The sequence below is a fragment of the Pseudomonas sp. No.117 genome, from assembly GCF_054558395.1.
Genome location: NZ_BAAJNP010000008.1, coordinates 257,960 through 274,714, shown reverse-complemented (window position 1 = coordinate 274,714; position 16,755 = coordinate 257,960). Strand labels below are relative to the sequence as shown.

At 59.3% G+C, this 16,755-nt stretch carries 18 protein-coding genes; 13 read left to right on the top strand and 5 right to left on the bottom strand.

The annotated features are described in order from the left end of the window. The first annotated feature begins 65 nt into the window (after window positions 1-65). The 6 genes from ACYJP6_RS20500 to ACYJP6_RS20475 are packed head-to-tail and all read left to right on the top strand — an operon-like array spanning window position 66 to window position 4,773. A complete protein-coding gene (locus tag ACYJP6_RS20500) occupies window positions 66-815 on the top strand; it encodes a transporter substrate-binding domain-containing protein (protein ID WP_459477341.1) in 750 nt (249 codons plus the stop codon). A gap of 42 nt (window positions 816-857) precedes the next feature. Next, the gene (locus ACYJP6_RS20495; RefSeq protein WP_459477340.1) at window positions 858-1,559 is read left to right on the top strand and encodes an amino acid ABC transporter permease; all 702 of its coding nucleotides are present in this window, start codon (window positions 858-860) and stop codon (window positions 1,557-1,559) included. Between the two features lie 3 nt (window positions 1,560-1,562). Next, window positions 1,563-2,309 (top strand): amino acid ABC transporter permease, encoded by a 747-nt coding sequence (locus ACYJP6_RS20490; protein ID WP_459477338.1) that lies wholly within the window; start codon window positions 1,563-1,565, stop codon window positions 2,307-2,309. Beyond that, window positions 2,306-3,034, top strand: a complete 729-nt coding sequence (locus ACYJP6_RS20485; RefSeq protein WP_459477336.1) for an amino acid ABC transporter ATP-binding protein — start codon at window positions 2,306-2,308, stop codon at window positions 3,032-3,034. Before ACYJP6_RS20490 ends, ACYJP6_RS20485 begins: the two co-directional genes overlap by 4 nt. Continuing rightward, window positions 3,034-4,077: an amidohydrolase family protein gene (locus tag ACYJP6_RS20480; protein WP_459477334.1), complete on the top strand. Its 1,044-nt coding sequence runs from the start codon at window positions 3,034-3,036 to the stop codon at window positions 4,075-4,077. The genes ACYJP6_RS20485 and ACYJP6_RS20480 overlap by 1 nt, the downstream gene beginning before the upstream one ends. 15 nt (window positions 4,078-4,092) lie before the next feature. Then, on the top strand, window positions 4,093-4,773 hold the full coding sequence (locus ACYJP6_RS20475) for an RraA family protein (protein ID WP_459477332.1): 681 nt from the start codon (window positions 4,093-4,095) through the stop codon (window positions 4,771-4,773). 221 nt (window positions 4,774-4,994) lie between these two features. Here the strand turns inward: ACYJP6_RS20475 and ACYJP6_RS20470 are convergent, their stop codons facing one another. The 3 genes from ACYJP6_RS20470 to ACYJP6_RS20460 all read right to left on the bottom strand — a co-directional run bounded on the left by ACYJP6_RS20470 (window position 4,995) and on the right by ACYJP6_RS20460 (window position 6,162). Then, on the bottom strand, window positions 4,995-5,285 hold the full coding sequence (locus ACYJP6_RS20470; RefSeq protein ID WP_459477330.1) for a FadR/GntR family transcriptional regulator: 291 nt from the start codon (window positions 5,283-5,285) through the stop codon (window positions 4,995-4,997). Further along, window positions 5,278-5,496, bottom strand: coding sequence for a hypothetical protein (locus tag ACYJP6_RS20465; protein WP_459477328.1), 219 nt, complete (start codon window positions 5,494-5,496; stop codon window positions 5,278-5,280). Before ACYJP6_RS20465 ends, ACYJP6_RS20470 begins: the two co-directional genes overlap by 8 nt. A gap of 273 nt (window positions 5,497-5,769) precedes the next feature. After that, entirely contained in the window at window positions 5,770-6,162 is a 393-nt protein-coding gene (locus ACYJP6_RS20460) for a winged helix-turn-helix transcriptional regulator (RefSeq protein WP_459477326.1), read from the bottom strand. A 104-nt stretch (window positions 6,163-6,266) separates the two neighbouring features. Here ACYJP6_RS20460 and ACYJP6_RS20455 point away from each other — a divergent pair, with 104 nt between their 5' ends. The 3 genes from ACYJP6_RS20455 to ACYJP6_RS20445 all read left to right on the top strand — a co-directional run bounded on the left by ACYJP6_RS20455 (window position 6,267) and on the right by ACYJP6_RS20445 (window position 9,679). After that, window positions 6,267-6,992: an SDR family NAD(P)-dependent oxidoreductase gene (locus ACYJP6_RS20455; protein ID WP_459477324.1), complete on the top strand. Its 726-nt coding sequence runs from the start codon at window positions 6,267-6,269 to the stop codon at window positions 6,990-6,992. Between the two features lie 611 nt (window positions 6,993-7,603). Beyond that, window positions 7,604-8,725: a hypothetical protein gene (locus ACYJP6_RS20450; protein ID WP_459477322.1), complete on the top strand. Its 1,122-nt coding sequence runs from the start codon at window positions 7,604-7,606 to the stop codon at window positions 8,723-8,725. Window positions 8,726-9,328: 603 nt separating this feature from the next. Then, window positions 9,329-9,679, top strand: coding sequence for an antibiotic biosynthesis monooxygenase family protein (locus ACYJP6_RS20445; protein WP_459477320.1), 351 nt, complete (start codon window positions 9,329-9,331; stop codon window positions 9,677-9,679). Window positions 9,680-9,753: 74 nt separating this feature from the next. Here ACYJP6_RS20445 and ACYJP6_RS20440 read toward each other — a convergent pair whose 3' ends face one another. Further along, a complete protein-coding gene (locus tag ACYJP6_RS20440; protein ID WP_459477318.1) occupies window positions 9,754-10,848 on the bottom strand; it encodes an L-dopachrome tautomerase-related protein in 1,095 nt (364 codons plus the stop codon). A gap of 98 nt (window positions 10,849-10,946) precedes the next feature. Here ACYJP6_RS20440 and ACYJP6_RS20435 point away from each other — a divergent pair, with 98 nt between their 5' ends. From ACYJP6_RS20435 to ACYJP6_RS20420, 4 genes are all read left to right on the top strand, one after another. Further along, on the top strand, window positions 10,947-11,846 hold the full coding sequence (locus ACYJP6_RS20435; protein ID WP_459477515.1) for a LysR family transcriptional regulator: 900 nt from the start codon (window positions 10,947-10,949) through the stop codon (window positions 11,844-11,846). 159 nt (window positions 11,847-12,005) lie between these two features. After that, window positions 12,006-13,013, top strand: a complete 1,008-nt coding sequence (locus tag ACYJP6_RS20430; protein WP_459477316.1) for a zinc-binding alcohol dehydrogenase family protein — start codon at window positions 12,006-12,008, stop codon at window positions 13,011-13,013. A gap of 35 nt (window positions 13,014-13,048) precedes the next feature. Further along, on the top strand, window positions 13,049-13,822 hold the full coding sequence (locus ACYJP6_RS20425; RefSeq protein WP_459477315.1) for a glycine betaine ABC transporter substrate-binding protein: 774 nt from the start codon (window positions 13,049-13,051) through the stop codon (window positions 13,820-13,822). A 493-nt stretch (window positions 13,823-14,315) separates the two neighbouring features. Next, on the top strand, window positions 14,316-14,570 hold the full coding sequence (locus tag ACYJP6_RS20420) for a DUF2790 domain-containing protein (RefSeq protein ID WP_459477313.1): 255 nt from the start codon (window positions 14,316-14,318) through the stop codon (window positions 14,568-14,570). A 506-nt stretch (window positions 14,571-15,076) separates the two neighbouring features. Here the strand turns inward: ACYJP6_RS20420 and ACYJP6_RS20415 are convergent. After that, the gene (locus ACYJP6_RS20415; RefSeq protein WP_459477311.1) at window positions 15,077-16,750 is read right to left on the bottom strand and encodes a ShlB/FhaC/HecB family hemolysin secretion/activation protein; all 1,674 of its coding nucleotides are present in this window, start codon (window positions 16,748-16,750) and stop codon (window positions 15,077-15,079) included. Window positions 16,751-16,755 lie beyond the last annotated feature (5 nt).

Sequence of the window (16,755 nt, the reverse complement as noted above, 5' to 3'; positions counted from 1 at the left end):
ACAGAGAACTGACTATGAAACGGGCAATTTTCGCTGTACTAAGCCTACTGGCCTGTTCCTCGGCCATGGCCGACGCGCTGCAAGACATCAAGGAGCGGGGAACCCTTCGCTGCGCCACTCTCACGGACAGCGTACCGCTCGGTTACCAGGACCCTACGACGCGGGAGATCGTCGGTCTGGACGTGGACGTGTGCAAGGCGCTGGCCCAACACCTGGGCGTCAAGCCCGAGCTACAGGGCATTGCGGTAAGCGCACGCATCCCGACGCTGGTATCCGGCCGCGCCGACGTGGTCGCCGCCGCCCTGGGCTACACGAAAGACCGCGCCGGGCAGATCAACTTTTCTGCAGCCTACTACCAGACGCCCATCAAGATTCTAGTGAAGGATCCGAACCTGAAGACCTTTGACGACCTCAAGGGCAAGCGCATCAGCGCGATCAAAAGCTCCACTCCCGAGCTGTATGCGCGTCAGCAACTGCAAGGCTCCACAGTCGTTGCCTTCGAAGACGCACCTTCGGCCTTCTTGGCCCTGCAGCAAGGCAAGACCCAGGGCATGGCCATGACCGAGCCCGCCGCGATTCGCTTCCACGCTCGCGCGCAGAATATGCATTTCCTCGACCAGGCGCTGCATTTCGAGCCCAACTGCCTGGGCATCAAGAAAGGTGAAGAAGCCTTGACGCAGGCCGTGGACAAGGCACTGCAAGACATGGAAACCACCGGCGAACTGCAAGCGCTCTGGGACAAGTGGTACGGCCCGGGGACCGAATTCCAGTTGGCCCGTGAGAAGAAGCTGACCCCGCTCTCCGACTTCCAGTGACAGATTCAGGGTCGCCGACAGGCGACCCTATTGGAGGTTTCCGTGCACCTTTTCGATGGCTTCGCGTCCCTGTTGCAGGGTAACTACCTGCATCTTTTTCTCGGCGGCATCGCCGTCACCTTGCAGCTGTTCCTGACCTGCGCGGTGCTGGGCTTCGGTCTGGCCTGTGTGCTGATGGGCATCCGCCTGCTGCCAATTCGGGCCGCCGGCTGGCTGGTGGACGCCTTCGTTGAATACCACCGCAATGTACCTAGCCTGGTGCAGCTTTTCGTGTGGTACTTCGGCGTACCCCAGTTGCTGCCCGTCGCCGCCCAGGACTGGGTCAATGCCCAGGGGGGTGAGATGGTGTTCGCCGTTATCGCCCTCACGCTCAATGCGGCCGCCTACACCAGTGAAGACCTGCGCAGCGGGTTCCGCGCGCTACCCGCTGGCCAGCGTGAGGCCGCTACCGCGTTGGGCATGAACTACCTGCAAACTCTGCGCAAGGTACTGATCCCGCAGGCAGTACGCGCTGCGGCGCCGTCACTCGTGAACCAGGCTCTGGCCCTGTTCAAGTCCACCGCGCTGGCCATGGCCATCGGTACCGGCGAGATGATGTATGTCACTCGCCAGATCGAGGGCGAAACCTACATGACCTTCCAGACTTTCGCGGTAGCCAGCCTCTTCTACCTGCTCGGCTCCTGGACCCTGATGCTGTTGGGTGGATGGTGGCAACGCCGTATCACCCTGCGCATGGCGAGGTAACTCATGCTCGATATCCTTCACGACTACGGGGTGATGCTACTGGTCGGCCAATACCCTCACGGGCCGTTGGGTGGGCTGGCGCTTACCCTGGTACTGGCGCTCACCAGCCTGGTGCTGGCCTTCCCCATCGCGGTAGGGATCGGCCTGGCTCGCACCTCCAATCTGGCCTTCGTGCGTAACCTCGCCACGGGCTACACCTTCGTGGTGCGCTCGATCCCGCTGCTGCTGCTGATCTTCTGGGCCTACTTCGTGATTCCGCTCATCACGGGAGTGAACATCTCCGGCACCGTGACCATGGTCGTAGCCTTGGTGGTGTACGAAGGTGCGTTTCTGGGCGAGGTGGTTCGCGCCGGCATCGACGCCGTACCGCGAGGCCAGATGGAAGCCGCTCGCGCCATTGGCATGAGCTACGGCCAGGCAATGCGCAAGGTGGTACTACCCCAGGCGCTGTTCAACATGCTGCCGAGCATAGTCAACCAGTTCATTCTGATCACCAAGAACACCTCCCTCGCCTACCTCATAGGCACCCAGGAGCTGACCTTCGCCGCCTACCAGGTGAACAACCAGCTGCTGACCCAGCCGTTCCAGGTGTACCTGTTGCTGGCTGGTTTCTACTTTGTGCTGTGCTTCTCGCTCAGTCGCCTGGCCAAGTGGCTGGAAGTAGCCATCGGGCGCCAGCGTGCCGGTATCCGTTCCACCGCCACCGGCACTGCCGCGGGCAACACCTTATTGCTGGGGCAAAGCAAATGATCGCATTCAAGGGCGTTAACAAATGGTATGGCACCTATCAGGCGCTGCACGAAGTCAACGAAACCGTTGCCGCTGGTGAAGTGGTCGTGGTGTGCGGGCCTTCTGGATCGGGCAAGTCCACGCTCATCCGTACCGTCAACCGCCTGGAGGAGATCCAAGCTGGACAGATCGAGGTGAACGGCCATGACCTGCATGGCAAGGGCAACGATCTCAACGCGCTGCGCAGCCGAATCGGCTTCGTTTTCCAGAGCTTCAACCTGTTCCCGCACCTGTCAGTGCTCGACAACGTGATGATCGGCCCACTCACGGTGCTCAAGCGTGACAAGAGCCAGACTGCACAGAAGGCCCAGGAACTGCTCATGAAGGTCGGCCTGGCCCACAAGGCGGACGCCATGCCGGCGCAACTCTCGGGTGGCCAGCAACAGCGGGTGGCCATTGCCAGAGCATTGGCGATGGAGCCGCCGGTGATGCTGTTCGACGAACCCACCAGCGCCTTGGATCCAGAGATGGTGGGTGAGGTGTTGCAGGTGATGAAGGCCCTGGCAGCTGACGGCATGACCATGATTTGCGTGACCCATGAGATGGGCTTCGCCCGGGACGTGGCCGATCGCATCTGGTTCATGGATGCCGGGCGGGTGCTCGAACGAGCCGCACCCGAGACGTTCTTCAGTGCCCCCGAACACCCGCGCGCGGCGAAATTCATCGCCGACATCCGGGCCCACTGATGAACGCCACGCGCCCTGCCTCGCCCCACATAGCGCCGCGCCCCGACTGGCTGGCCCAGGTGAAGGAGCCTGCGCTGGATCCGACGCTGGCGATCATCGATGCGCACCATCACCTGTGGGACCGTAGCGGCCAGCGTTACCTGTCCGACGAGTATCAGGCGGACATCGATCACGCCGGGCACAAGGTGGTCGCCACCGTTTACGTGCAGTGCCGCTCGATGTTCGACATGGCCCGTCCCGTGGCTTTTCAGAGCGTTGGGGAAGTACAGTTCGCCACTACCATCGCGGAACGCAGCGCCAGCGGGCGGTACGGCGCCACTCGCATGAATGCTGCCATTATCGCCGGTGCCGACCTAGGTCTCGGAGACGCGGTGCGGCCGGTATTGGAAGAAATGCTCGAACGATCCGGCGACCGTCTGCGTGGCATCCGCAACACGACAGCCTGGCACCCCGATCCGCGCCTGGTGACCAATCCGGTTCCGCCACCGGCCGGCGCGCTCGTCGAGCCAGCCTATCTTCGCGGTGCCAGTTGCCTGGAACGATACGGCCTCGTGCTGGATGTCTGGGCTTACCACACCCAACTCGACGAAGTGATCGCTCTGGCGGAGCACCTGCCCAATCAAGGGATCGTGCTGGACCACGTGGGCGGGCCACTGGGCGCAGGCCCTTATCAAGGGCGGCGCGACGAGGTCTACGCGCACTGGACGGCGGCGATGACTCGCCTGGCGCGCTGCCCGAACGTCAGCGTCAAGCTGGGTGGCCTGGGCATGGGCGTATCGGGTTTCGACCTGCATCAGCGATCTCTGCCGCCAACCTCCCTGCAGCTCGCCGAACTGTGGCGACCCTACATCCTGCACTGCATCGAGCACTTCGGTGTGCAGCGCTGCCTGTTCGAAAGCAACTTCCCAGTCGACAAGGGTATGTATGGCTACGGCGTGCTGTGGAACGCCTTCAAGCGTTTGACCGAGGACTTCAGCGCCGCGGAACGCGCGAGCCTGTTCAGCCAGACTGCCGCCACGCTCTACCGCATTGCGCCCCACTGAACGAGAAAACCGACCATGACTGTAGGCTTCAGAGTATTGCCACGTACCCGCCAGGCGAGCGCCGATCATATCGCTCGCTTTCGTACCCTGCCGGTGGCCAATATCAGCGACTCGATGAGCCGTATGACCGCTGCCGGTGCCACCCTGCGCCCCATGCACCGCGGTGGCGTGTTGGCCGGACCGGCACTCACGGTCAAATGTCGCCCAGGAGATAACCTGATGCTGCACCATGCCCTCGACCTCGCCCAACCGGGCGACGTCCTCGTCGTGGATGCCGGCGGTGACCTCACTAATGCGCTGATCGGTGAGCTGATGACCTGCTATGCAGAGCAGAAGGGCCTGGGCGGCTTCGTGATAAACGGAGCGATCCGTGACTCACGCGCGATTGCCGAGCGTGACCTGCCGGTGTACGCCGCTGGCATCACACACCGCGGTCCCTATAAGGACGGACCTGGGGAAATCAACGTCCCGGTGGCGATCGCCGGCATGGTGATCGAGCCGGGCGACTTGATCATTGGCGACGAGGACGGCCTGCTCTGCGTGCCTTTCACCGAGCTTGACAAGGTCTATGCCAAGGCCAAGGCGAAATCCGAGGCCGAACATGCCCAGCTGCAGGCCATCGCGGAAGGCCGTAGCGACAGGCGCTGGGTGCTCGAAGCCCTGCAGGCACGTCAATGCGCCTTCCCTGATGCGTGAGATAGGCCCAGGAACGCGCAGCGAACGCACCGCCATTGGCTACCGGGTGCTTGAGTCGCTTGCGCCGGCCGCCGGGGCAACTGCACTACCTCTGAAATCGATGCTTTGTCCCGACTAGCTCCTATCGAGCAGCAACGGAATTTGTTCAACACTCCGCCTGGGTAACACCGGACCGTCAGAGCTGCGTCGCAACGCCGATCTGCCCCGCCGCAACTGACGTACTAACGCGGGGCGAACATGCGTGTCCGTACCGACTGCAGATGACTGCGCATGCTCTGCTCGGCAAGTAGCGGATCGTGAGCGGCGATGGCGTCGACGATAGCCTGATGCTCCACCTTCACCTCCGCCCGGGGCGCACCGGCCTGGCCGAATACCCACTCGATCCTGGCGTCTAGACCTAACTGGGCCTGGGCTCTCAGGCTTTCGTAGAGCATCAGCAGCAGCGCATTATGGGTCGCCTGAGCGATCGCCCGATGCAGGGCTTCGTCCTGCCCTAGGCGGCCCTCACTCACCGCGGAAACCCTGCTGACGCTGAAAGGAGCGTGCCCACTCGAGCAGGGCGTTCTCCTCGTCGGTGCGATCATCCACACCACACTCTTCGAGTGCCAGGATGATGTTGCTCATGAAGCCGCGGTCAGCACGCGCGCGATCCATGATCTTGGTCGCGCTCATCCCTTCGGCCAGCTTCAGTCGCTTGTCCAGCTCTTCATCATTGATGCTCATGGCACCCGTACTCCAGTCGCGCCGCCGACCCAAAGATAGCGTAACGCCATCATCGGCGACGTCTTTTATCGTCGCATCCGTTATCGTATGAGATGTCGATATCATTACCCGAGCGGTGCAGAGCACAGCGCGTCGCAGGCTGGATAAGCGCAAGGCGCCAGAGGCTATCGCCAGCCTTCCTATCCCTCCTGCTTCTAGCGCCGTTGCGCAACTGCAGACGGGCGCAGCTCATTCCAGGACCTACACAGGGCGCACCTCGAGTCGCCTGCCTTGCTATAGCTCCTCCCCCTGCCCTTCCTCCCCCCTGGAAGCATCGTAAGCCCGCTGGGCCTCTTCCATTGCGGGGCCGTTTACCAAAGACCAGCCGTAGAGGGCCGCAAAGGGCTCGCGGAGCGAGCAACCCAGCGCGGTGATGCTGTACTCGACGCCGATCGGCTGCGTCGGCAGAACCTTGCGAATGATCAGGCCGTTACGCTCCAGCCGCTTCAAGGCATCGGACAGCGATTTGTGAGTGATGCCATCGAGGCGGCGTTTGAGGTCATTGAACCGCGCCGGCTGCGTGCACAGAACGCTCAGGATCAGGACCGTCCACTTGTTGGCGATATGTTCAAGGATAGGCCTGGTCGCGGTGACATCGAGCGGCAGTTCGAGCACGTCTTTGCCCATGGGTATCCACCTGTATATCTAGGCACCAGTAAGTGCGTTCTTGTGATTAGATATAGGAATGATACCGTCGCTCCTAGTCAACCACATCACTCTTGTGAGGACTTATGAGCACTCTTCTAGGAAAAATCGCGGTTGTCGTCGGCGGAAATGGTGGCATTGGCGGCGCCATCGCCCAACGCTTCGCCATGGAAGGCGCTACCGTCTATGCGACCAGTCGGCGTGCCCAGGCGAGCGACGTTGCGGTTGGCGCCGGTGGGCTCCGGGAGCGATGCGTCGATGCAGCCGATGTAGCAGCCCTCACCGCTTTCTTCGAGACGGTGCACCAAGAAGTAGGACGAGTAGACATCCTCGCCCTCAACGCCGGCATCTCGGAATTCGCGACGCTCGACTCGATCAGTGAAGATCACTTCGATCGCACCTTCGACCTCAACGTACGCGCCCTGCTGTTCGCCGCCAAAGCCGCAACCGCGATCATGCCGGATGGGGGCGCCATCGTATTGGTGGGCTCGATCGCCGCGGCGATCGGCACCCAAGGCTATGGCGTCTATGGCGCGACCAAGGCCGCCGTACGCTCTTTCGCGCGAACCTGGGCCAATGAACTGGCCCCACGAAACATCCGCGTCAACGTCGTCGCGCCCGGGCCCACAGACACGGCCATGATGGCAGCGGCCTCCGCTGACATCCGAGCGACGCTGACGAAGCTGATCCCACTCGGCCGGATGGCTCGCACCGATGAAGTGGCCTCGGCCGCGCTATTCCTGGTGAGCGACCAGAGCAGCTTCATTACCGGCGCCGAACTGCCGGTCGACGGTGGTATGGCGCAGGTATGAGTAGCCCTGGCTGCTTGCCGATATGCCCCTCGAGGTAGGCACTCGCAATGGTAGATCGTATGGGCCGAGCGCTGGATGCCGTTCCAGACGGCGCTCAACACCTAACCACCACCTTGGGCGGTCGACCTAGCCTGAACGCAGCGGAGTTACCTGGCCCTCACTACGATCCTGATAGGCCTCGCAGAAGGATGCCTGCCCGGCATCCGCTCCTTGCAGGTATCCTCCCCCGCCTTGACGCGAGGCCCGGCCTCCACATTTCGGACGAGCATTCGCCTCCTCTTCTACCGACTGAGAGAGAGATGCATATCCCTGACCTCACTGACACTCTCCAGGAGGGTCGCAACCTGCAGAACCGTGGCTTCGTCGTACCAGGCACCGACCACCGCTGGGTAGCAGGATCTGCGCAGGTGGCCAGTCTCCCTGCCGAGGCGGCGGTACCTATTTCTGCCTTCTTGCCCTGAATCAGCGACACAAGGAGCGTCCGAGCCGTTGGTCGTTGTCCTGACAACAGAAGGGTTCGTCGCTAGCACCCGATTCGTCTGACGACTATCGTTGCGCTAGCTCCATAGGCGGACGGACCGCTCCGACCCACTCGATGAAGGGATAACTCGATGGACACTCCTACCCCGTACTGGCTGGCCTCCGGCCTGCTGGCCATCGTCGCCGCTACCATGACGCCTGCCGCCCAGGCCGCACTCGCCCTGCTGGAACCCCAAGCCTATCGCGCCGATGGACAAACTCTGGACGTCGGCGGCGACGCCGCCCATGGTTATATCGAAGTAACCAAGAAACTCGCTGCCGGGGAGCCCTTCTACCTGTTCGCCCGCGGGACCGCCACCAGCGATACGACGGGTAATCTGATGCTTGGGCTGAGGATCGCCTGTGGCGATGAGTATCTGTGGAGCACGCGCAACCATGAAGGCAATGACGCCTACAGCAACCCCAGGGGTCAACTTCAGGAGGACGTGAGATACCTCTTCGTTCCGGCAAGCGCAGGCACCTACACCTGTAAGCTCCAGGGTCGCAACCTGAAAGGTGATGGCGCTCTGAGCAGCAACTCCTGGACGCTACTCAGCGGCGATTCGAACACCTACCTGAGCTGGGCCAGTGGTCTCCAGGGTGCTGCCTGGGGAACGGAGAACGACGAGAGCGACTTTGCGCTCGCGCAGAAGGCTGGACGCCTGGGTGACGCCGGCAGCCAATGCAGGAACCGCGCGGGCGACGACGTGGATGATGACCAAAACACCACTACCTGCTGCAGAAAGTCCGTGCACCTCAGTCTGAAGCTGCCTGCGGGTTCGAACGAGTATGCGCTGCGCTCCGCCCGCTGGACGCCCGCCCCCGGCGTGACGTCGATTAAGGCCATAGGCGACATAGAAATGACCGTCTGCTACGACGGCACCGGCTCCTGTCCGGAATATGCCTATGGGACACCCGACCAGAAAGGCCTTGGGAGCGTGGTCAACAGCCGCCTGGTCGTCTATCAGATGTCTACCGGCTCCTCTGTACCCTGCGCTACGTCCTATTACCCAAGCAGCGGGTTTCAGCGCACGGCGATCACTACTGACGCCCATCATCAAAAGATCTATCACACCCTCGATAACGTACCGGTATCGAGCAGCTGCGGTGCGGACAGCTACTTCCTCAGCAAGGTTGAGGTGAATCTGGTCAGCGGCAACCCGATCCGGATCGAAGGGTCGCGGTACTCTCAAAACATGCTTTTGAACAACTAGCTGTCTTGGGTTCATCCGAGCTTTCATCGAGCGGTGATAGCGCGCATCGCTGCTGGATCCCTGGACTCTTCGCCCCTAGCGCTATTACCGCGGAAATGCTGCTGGCGGCCGCTAGGGCAACTCGTTTCGCGGTAGGCGGCCAACTCATCCCAACTCATGCATTCGCTCGACTCGAGCCACCGTTAACCCAGGGATCGCGGCGCGCACCCTGAATGGCTCGCGCTCGATATCGCCTGTCTGTTCTACTTCTTAGATGAAACGTTTGCACCGCTTTCGATAGGTCTGACGCTAGGCGCGTTGCGGACCAGTCATGACGTATCGTGCCGAGCTTCCTGCCCCCCGAGCTACGCCACGCGCTCCGCCTGCGCATAGGTTGTCACGCCTAGTTACAAGCGCCAAGAAAGCTGACCAGGTAGCACCTAGAGAAAGCGAATTTTCATAGTTTGAGACAAGCGCAACTCGGCGCCAAAGGCCGAGGTTATCTCGGCGGCTAACGACGGTCTTTCCGGAAAACCAAGAAACAGTTTCAGCGAGGGGCTGGTGTTGAGGATGGGGGTAGGAGGGCACTCTTCACGTACCCCATGGGCGACGGCGGAGGCTGAAATGAAAGACAAGCTGATAGCAGTAACAAGGATTGCCGCAACTTCCGACTGCAATGGTGAATTGTTTGCCAACCTTGCAAGACTAGTAAAAGCCGTGAGCAAAAAACCGGGCTGCATTTCATCGCAAATCTTCGCCACCACAACTAATGAAAACGAGTGGATCGTGATCGAGGAATGGCGAAATGAAGAGTTTCTGACTCTTCATAAAACGAGCCCAGAACAATCCGAATTTGATAACGCGACGAGAAACAAGGCGAGCGTCAGCTGCGTAGTCGCAGCGACCATCGAGCCCACAACTGACCAGCGAGATGTGTACGATCCACATTTCTGGATTGGTGACAGGCTTCCATAGCAACCTCGACAATGACTGTCGAGCCTAAGCAGAAATACTTAGGCTCGACCCAAGTCGACGCGTTATATAGCCATTTACTTCAGGTTGATTCGATAGACCCTTATAGGCCGTTCCACCTTGGAAACTCCGCCATTGAACAACCCTACCCGATCGACCTGGGCCGCAGGGAGATACAAGGATCCTTTACTATCGATGGCGGGTGCATCCACCCAGTGAAGTCTGCGATCCTTCACAATCAACTCGGTTTTTCCAGCTGCGGTTATTCGTTTTACACTGTTCTCCGCGAGGTCACTATAATAAAAGTTACCGTGCTTATCCATGACAGTGCCGCCGACCGGAGGAAGGTCACGCCAAAACTCGACACCGCGCTCAACATCAGCATCGGTTCGAGTGGGGTCATCAAGCAACTCCGTCCGAATTCGGTACCAGGGCCCCTCCAACGAGGCGAAATAGAGCCACAGGCCATCGGCAGAAACCTCCAGAGGATCTGCATGAACCTTGAGTGGCTGACCATTCGGCGCGCGGAGGATTTTTTCGTCCACGATGATGGTTCTATCGGCCGGTGCTCGAACAGCAGGGCTATTATCGAGCACCCTACGCGCAGCACCCGTGTTGAGGTCCAAGACGACAACGCCAGGATTACCCGCATCGGTCAAGTAGGCGTGACCCTGGTTCAGGCGAATGTCATCGATATAGCTGCCGTCCTTTGCAATGTCCTCACGGAGGGTATAAACCCTGACGATGGCGCTCGTTCGCGGATCTATCACCACGACCTTTGCACCCCCCGGCACTACGGATCCACCAAACCCTGTAACACCCGCATCCACTACCCACAGATTCCCATCAGCGCCGAAGCGCATAGCGTTCACGTTGATGAACCTCTCCGCAGGAGGCACCTCACCGGACCTACTATTCCACCGGGCACTGGGGAACGGCGTCGCCTTACCGGCGGCGTCCAGCTTGGATACCGACGGCCCCGTCACCCCCATCCAGGTAGGGCCCGACACATAGAGTTCGCCGTTGGCATCCACGGCGACCGCATTCCACACATCCGTATTCGACCGCGCGACGGTCTGCAGGGTTGGCGAAGCGGTCTCAGCCAGGACCGGAGTCATGACACCAAAGGACGCGAACAACGCAAACAGGCTGACTCTCTTGATCTTACGCACTGCATATTCCTCAATTGACCTGAATAGGCAATGGTTGTCTTTCGAGACAGACTAAAAAACCCTTCCAGCCGCTAAAGAATTTCCACAAAATGAATAAAATCGTCCGCGTCGATGATCTTCAAGTCTTTGTCACGAGCGCGTCAGCAGGCAGTTTTTCCGCTGCGGCTCGTATACTCAACATTTCACCTGCACTGGCAAGCGGAGCCATACAGCGTCTGGAAAGCATCTTGGACGTCAGGCTGTTCATACGTTCAACGCGAAGCCTGCGAATGAGTGACGATGGTGAACGCTACCTCCCCCATGCGATAGACGTTCTGGGTGCACTGGAAAATGGGGAACAAGCCCTGGCAACCGATCAAGCCGAGATTGCCGGAACCCTCAAGCTATCCATGCCTTCGGATATTGGTCGTAACGTCATTCTGCCCTGGCTAGACGAGTTTCAAGCGCTCTACCCTAAAATTCGTTTTCAACTTCGAATAAGCGATCAGGTTGCCGATCTCTATAGCGAACACCTGGACGCCACCCTAAGATATGGCCAACTGGCTGATTCCAGCCTGGTATCACTATCCTTGGCACCGCTCAATCGTCGAACGCTGTGCGCCGCCCCTGGTTTTTTAAGAGAACATGGTTATCCGTCCTGTCCTGAGGAACTAGTCAGGTTCAATTGCTTGCGCTACGTGATGGGCGAGCATACCTATGATCGCTGGGTGTTCGAGGAGAATGGGGAAACGAAAAGCATACACGTCAACGGTGACAGGACCAGTAACGATGCCGATGTAGTAAGGCGATGGGCGGTCGCTGGTCGAGGAATCATCTACAAATCGAGGATAGACGTATTGGAAGATATCAAGGGCGGCAGATTGATCGAATTACTGCCTAATGTGCTGGGGCAGCTGGCACCGCTGCAACTCGTGTGCGCGCATAGAAAGTCTCTTACCCTGCCCATACAAAGGCTCAAGCAATTCCTCGAAGAAAAGTTCAGCGCCTATGAAGGTTAGCCGTCCATAGGTCGGCAGCCTGCACCTAACAACCAGACACCACTCAAACTGCCGACAGCTTCTTCACAATCAAGAAGAATTTACCCGGTTTTCTTGAAAATCGTCTAGGAGTCGCGCTGCTAGTCTAGGACTACCAACCACTCTGAAAGGCGATAGTCGATGAAAGCCATTGTGTTCCGGCAAGCAGGTCTTCCGCTCGAGGATCCACAAGCCCTTTATGAAGAAAACCTTGAAAAGCCAGTTCCGAACGATAGAGACCTGCTAGTAGAAATCGCTGCCATTTCGGTAAATCCGGTTGATACGAAAGTCAGACAGGGCGGTGCTACCAACGGTCCTCGTGTCCTGGGCTGGGACGCCGTCGGCATCGTCCGAGCGATCGGCCAGAATGTCTCCTTGTTTAACGTGGGTGACGAGGTCTTCTATGCGGGCGCCATCGATCGGCCTGGGTGCTATAGCGAATTCCATCTGGTCGACGAGCGAATGGCTGGACTGAAACCTCGGACGATAGATAACGCCCACGCGGCGGCCCTGCCGCTTACGTCGATCACTGCCTGGGAGCTACTGTTTGACCGACTGTCCATAAAGGAAGGTGACGGAGAGGGTCAATACTTACTTATCATTGGTGCCGCGGGCGGAGTCGGATCGATACTAACTCAGCTGGCTCGAAAACTAACCAAGCTGACGATCGTGGGGACGGCATCACGCCCAGAAACGACGGCGTGGGTAAAGGAACTGGGAGCACACCATGTCATCAACCACAACCTGCCGTTCGCCGATCAGCTGACGCTACCCGATGGCCACCTTTTCAACTACGCAGTAAGCCTCACGCATACCGACAAGTACCTTGGTCAAATCGTAGACCTGCTTACTCCCCAGGGCAAACTTGCACTGATCGACGACCCCGAGCAACTCGACATTTCGTTATTGAAGAGAAAATCTCTTTCTCTACACTGGGAGCTCATGTTCACCCGCGGCCTTTATCAAACACCCGACCTGATAAAACAGCATGAACTACTCAACAATGTCGCCGCACTGGTCGACCAAGGCATCATAAAAACGACTGCCACCGCGCATTTCGGTAGGATCAACGCAAAGAACCTCAAGCGAGCCCACGCGCTCATCGAAAGCGGAAGATCTCGGGGAAAGATCGTTCTCGAAGGTTTTTAGCTCGCCCTAAATCCTTTGCAACAGCGGAATCAATCATGACCCAGATCATTCGATTAGGCTGCATAGATCTCAGCTTTCATACCGTGAGCGCCGCTCTCGTTCAGGTCTTATTCGAGCGGTACGGCTTCCAAGTGGAGATCGACAAAGCTCCACATGAGGAAACTTTTCAACGATTCGATGCCGCTCGCGTCGACCTTCTCGTTTCGGCCTGGTTACCCGCCAGTCATGGCGCCTATCTGGCAGCGCTGGAGCGACCGAATAGCAAGGTTACCGTCCTTTATGAGCCCTATTGCATCTGGGGCGTCCCTGACTACATACCCGAGCACGCAATCAAGAGCATAACGGACCTGACGAAGCCGGAAATAATGAAAGCAACGAGCCGTTGCATCCAGGGCATCAACGCCGGGGCGGGAATTAGCCGTTTTTCCAAGGCGATCATCCAGCAGTACGGTCTCGACAGTGAAGGGTATTTCTTTGCCGAGGGCGCGGGCACGACCTGCTTCGACAGATACGAGCGCTCGTATGCAGCCAAGGAATGGTTCGTCGTGCCGCTATGGCATCCCCAGTTCCTTCATCATCGCTATGCTATCCGCGCACTCGAGGATCCTCTTGGCCTCTTGGGTGGACAAGACGAAGCGACACTGATTGTCGCCAACGATCTACTGGGGAAACTACCCGCCCCCCTGATCGAAGACCTGCGGCAGCTGCGACCGGGCAACGCGGTGATCAGTCAGCTTGACCATGGGTGCCGTTACGAAGACCTCTCTGCAAAAGCGGCCGCGGAGCGATGGATGCGGCAGCATCAGTAAATTCTTTGAGCCCGAGGTGTTACCAGGCAGCAGCAGCTGGCGGAGGAGCGCAAACAAGGGGTGTAAATGGACGGACAGGCGCGCGTGGCAACCGAAAGTGTCTAGACACGCTTGGGGATCAGCTGCTCGGCATCCCTCCTATCGGCAATGGGCTGATTGCCCTGATCCTGCTATCAACCGCACCAGAAGGAAGCGGTGAAGGTCGACCGCCGCGAAGTGACCGAGGCGGTCGCCGCTGTCACGTTAGCCGATGGAACACGGTCAATCCACCCGCGGCCCCTCCAGGCTCGTCCAGCGCTATGGCACTGCCAACCCTGTTCAGCCGGGATCTGGCGCGCTCCTCCGGCCGGGTGCTGCCACTCCCGGGCTTTCGGTTTCGCCCGGCAGGACAGCGCCCATGACGCTTTTGTCATCCGCTGGTCAGCCTGCAGTCCCCCCTGCCCTCCTAGAGTGACCTGGTCAGCAACACGCTGCCCACTCAAGAGGACTTACCATGAAAGCGCTCATTTTCGGGATCTTCGGCCTAATCGTTAGCGGCTCGGCAATGGCAGATACCACCAGTGCCACCCCCATCCACGACAAGCCGAGCTTTTTCGTCCACCTCGACATCGACAAGGTCATCAGCCAGACCGACCTGGCTTCGCGCTGCGGTATCGTCCCGGCTCACCTCGATTACCTGGATCACGCCGGCCAGGAGCACGTGATGGACTATCTCGTGTATGGCACTGGCTGCTACAACGAGAACTGATGCCTTACCCATGCCAGGTGCCGTCGGGGACAACATTAGTAAGAAGGCCGTAGCGTTACAGGTGCCGCCCCGTCGCAAGGTTCTTTGGCAAAAACGCTCGCACCTCGTGATAGGAAAGCCAGAGACTGGAGCATTGCATAATGCTTCTAGCGGGAAAGCAGGCCGTCATCCAACGCTAGGACTAGGAATACCCCGTGACAGACCTGGGCTCGCATTATTCATCTACGAGGTGACAACCCGTGTAGGTCCCGAGACGGTCATTCGATTCGCCAACCGGCATCACCTACGACACCGGATTCATTGCTGACCGCGGCCTGGACTGGCCCGCTCACCTCACAAGACCAGAAAGCCTTGCTCGTGACTACCTGATCGAAAGCCTTTCCTACGCGAACCGGTACACTTCGTCCCGGCCAAGGATCTGTAACTGCACACTCGTCGGGCAGACTCGATCGACAGGACCAGTTTCCTGCCGACCGAGCGCTGGTTGGACTATCGCGCGCTCCGTCTCAGAACGCCTTGCTTACCGTGACCCACCCTCTCACCGGTGACTGGTCTGCCACCAGGGAAGGCTCGCTACCGATCCGGTTGGCGACGGAGATTGATCCTTGCCACTGATCCGGCCCTCGCCAATTGAGGCCGACGCCGGCACCGGACAGGCTGCCACTGTTCTCGGCGTTGCCGGTTGGATGACGATTGACCTTCACGTACGCACTGTCCACAAAGGCTATCGCTTGCCAGTAGCCCATCGGACCTGAACCCAGGTCATGGCGTAGTTCGACAGTACCCGCGTAGCCCGTATCACCCGAGAGCGCGCCTATGTCATACGCCCGTACGCTGTACGGGCCACCAATCGTCATCTTCTCCGCAGAATCCAGGTTCACATCACTCCACTGCGCCGCCACGTTCACATAGAGCGCATTGGTTGGCGTGAGTCCCTGTAGCCGGGAAAGATTGAGGTTGAACTTGGAGAAGCTACCTTGCGCCTGCGCCGCCGTGTTGACCTCGTCGAACACGACCCGCCCACTCGTGATGCCCACGCTCCAGAGGTTGATGGCGCCCGCGAGAACGTCGTCGCGGAGATCGCCATTGAGCCCCAGCACCCAGTTGTTCAGATGCCTATCGGTCCGCAAGTCGGTCGCATCGATACGATCGTCCAGCTGCTTCCGGTCGAATTGCGCCTGGACGTAGACGTTAGCAGTGCGACTCCGCATCAGCGGATGCCGCACCCAGGCGCTCCCCACCATGGCGGTGCCATTGGCGTCCAGGTCCGAGATATTGTCGCCCAATCGATAGCGAAGATAGGAATAGGACGCGCCAGCGCGGGTCCCCTGCCCATTCATCAACGCCTCATAGGAGAAACGCCCATAGTTCATCCCGCTCCCGGTCGTCAGCAGCGTAGCGCTGAGCACATCCCCCAGGTGAAGCGGATTGAGTACATTGAAGTTGGCCGACAGGCGGCCACGATCGGTGTACTTGTTGCCGTAGTTATCTAGCGATACGTTGGCAAAGGCGCTGGGATTTTGCTTGGTCGCAACAGTCAGGTCGGACGTCGCGACATCGCTACCGGGCTTCAGGGTCGCCGCGACCCCCACACCTGGAATGTCGGACAGCAACAGCAGACTGCGATTGAGCGAGCCGTCATCGATCACCGATCCACTCTGCAGCGGTGCAATCGTAGCCTGCAGAAGGCTATCGCGTACCTCACTCTGGTTATCGAGTTGCACCTTGCCATAGTGAGCCTCGATCACCTGGATGGTAACCACCCCGTCCCGGATGGTCTGCGCAGGAATGATCGCCCGCGTCAGCTGATAGCCACGATTCTGATAGTAGGCAGTGATCCGACCGGCAAGGTCGCCTACTTGCCGCAAGGTCAATGACTTCCCTTCCTCGTCAGAGACGAGGTCGTGAAGGGCCTCGGTAGGAAAGACGGTATTGCCCGTTAGCTGTAGCTGCCTGACGAAGAAAGGAGCCGACTCCGGCAACGTTGCATTGGTCTTCGGCTGCGTCTGCAACGAAGGCGCAGCCGAAGGCGGTGAAGACGGTAAGGTGGGCTGCAACTGCTGCAGGATGGTCCCGGCGTCCGGGGGCACCTGGGCGTAGACCGACGCTGCCAGACCATTCAGGAAGACAGCGGCAACCAGAGGTTTATAGGCCAGTGCGAAAACGTTTCTATTGTTCATGAAGA

What these genes read in the sequence shown, in the direction of transcription:
- ACYJP6_RS20500 (WP_459477341.1), top strand. Translation starts at nt 66, where the DNA reads ATGGCCGACGCGCTGCAAGACATCAAGGAGCGGGGAACCCTTCGCTGC.
- ACYJP6_RS20490 (WP_459477338.1), top strand. Translation starts at nt 1,563, where the DNA reads ATGCTCGATATCCTTCACGACTACGGGGTGATGCTACTGGTCGGCCAA.
- ACYJP6_RS20485 (WP_459477336.1), top strand. Translation starts at nt 2,306, where the DNA reads ATGATCGCATTCAAGGGCGTTAACAAATGGTATGGCACCTATCAGGCG.
- ACYJP6_RS20480 (WP_459477334.1), top strand. Translation starts at nt 3,034, where the DNA reads ATGAACGCCACGCGCCCTGCCTCGCCCCACATAGCGCCGCGCCCCGAC.
- ACYJP6_RS20475 (WP_459477332.1), top strand. Translation starts at nt 4,093, where the DNA reads ATGACTGTAGGCTTCAGAGTATTGCCACGTACCCGCCAGGCGAGCGCC.
- ACYJP6_RS20465 (WP_459477328.1), bottom strand. Translation starts at nt 5,496, where the DNA reads ATGAGCATCAATGATGAAGAGCTGGACAAGCGACTGAAGCTGGCCGAA.
- ACYJP6_RS20460 (WP_459477326.1), bottom strand. Translation starts at nt 6,162, where the DNA reads ATGGGCAAAGACGTGCTCGAACTGCCGCTCGATGTCACCGCGACCAGG.
- ACYJP6_RS20455 (WP_459477324.1), top strand. Translation starts at nt 6,267, where the DNA reads ATGAGCACTCTTCTAGGAAAAATCGCGGTTGTCGTCGGCGGAAATGGT.
- ACYJP6_RS20450 (WP_459477322.1), top strand. Translation starts at nt 7,604, where the DNA reads ATGGACACTCCTACCCCGTACTGGCTGGCCTCCGGCCTGCTGGCCATC.
- ACYJP6_RS20445 (WP_459477320.1), top strand. Translation starts at nt 9,329, where the DNA reads ATGAAAGACAAGCTGATAGCAGTAACAAGGATTGCCGCAACTTCCGAC.
- ACYJP6_RS20430 (WP_459477316.1), top strand. Translation starts at nt 12,006, where the DNA reads ATGAAAGCCATTGTGTTCCGGCAAGCAGGTCTTCCGCTCGAGGATCCA.
- ACYJP6_RS20425 (WP_459477315.1), top strand. Translation starts at nt 13,049, where the DNA reads ATGACCCAGATCATTCGATTAGGCTGCATAGATCTCAGCTTTCATACC.
- ACYJP6_RS20420 (WP_459477313.1), top strand. Translation starts at nt 14,316, where the DNA reads ATGAAAGCGCTCATTTTCGGGATCTTCGGCCTAATCGTTAGCGGCTCG.
- ACYJP6_RS20415 (WP_459477311.1), bottom strand. Translation starts at nt 16,750, where the DNA reads ATGAACAATAGAAACGTTTTCGCACTGGCCTATAAACCTCTGGTTGCC.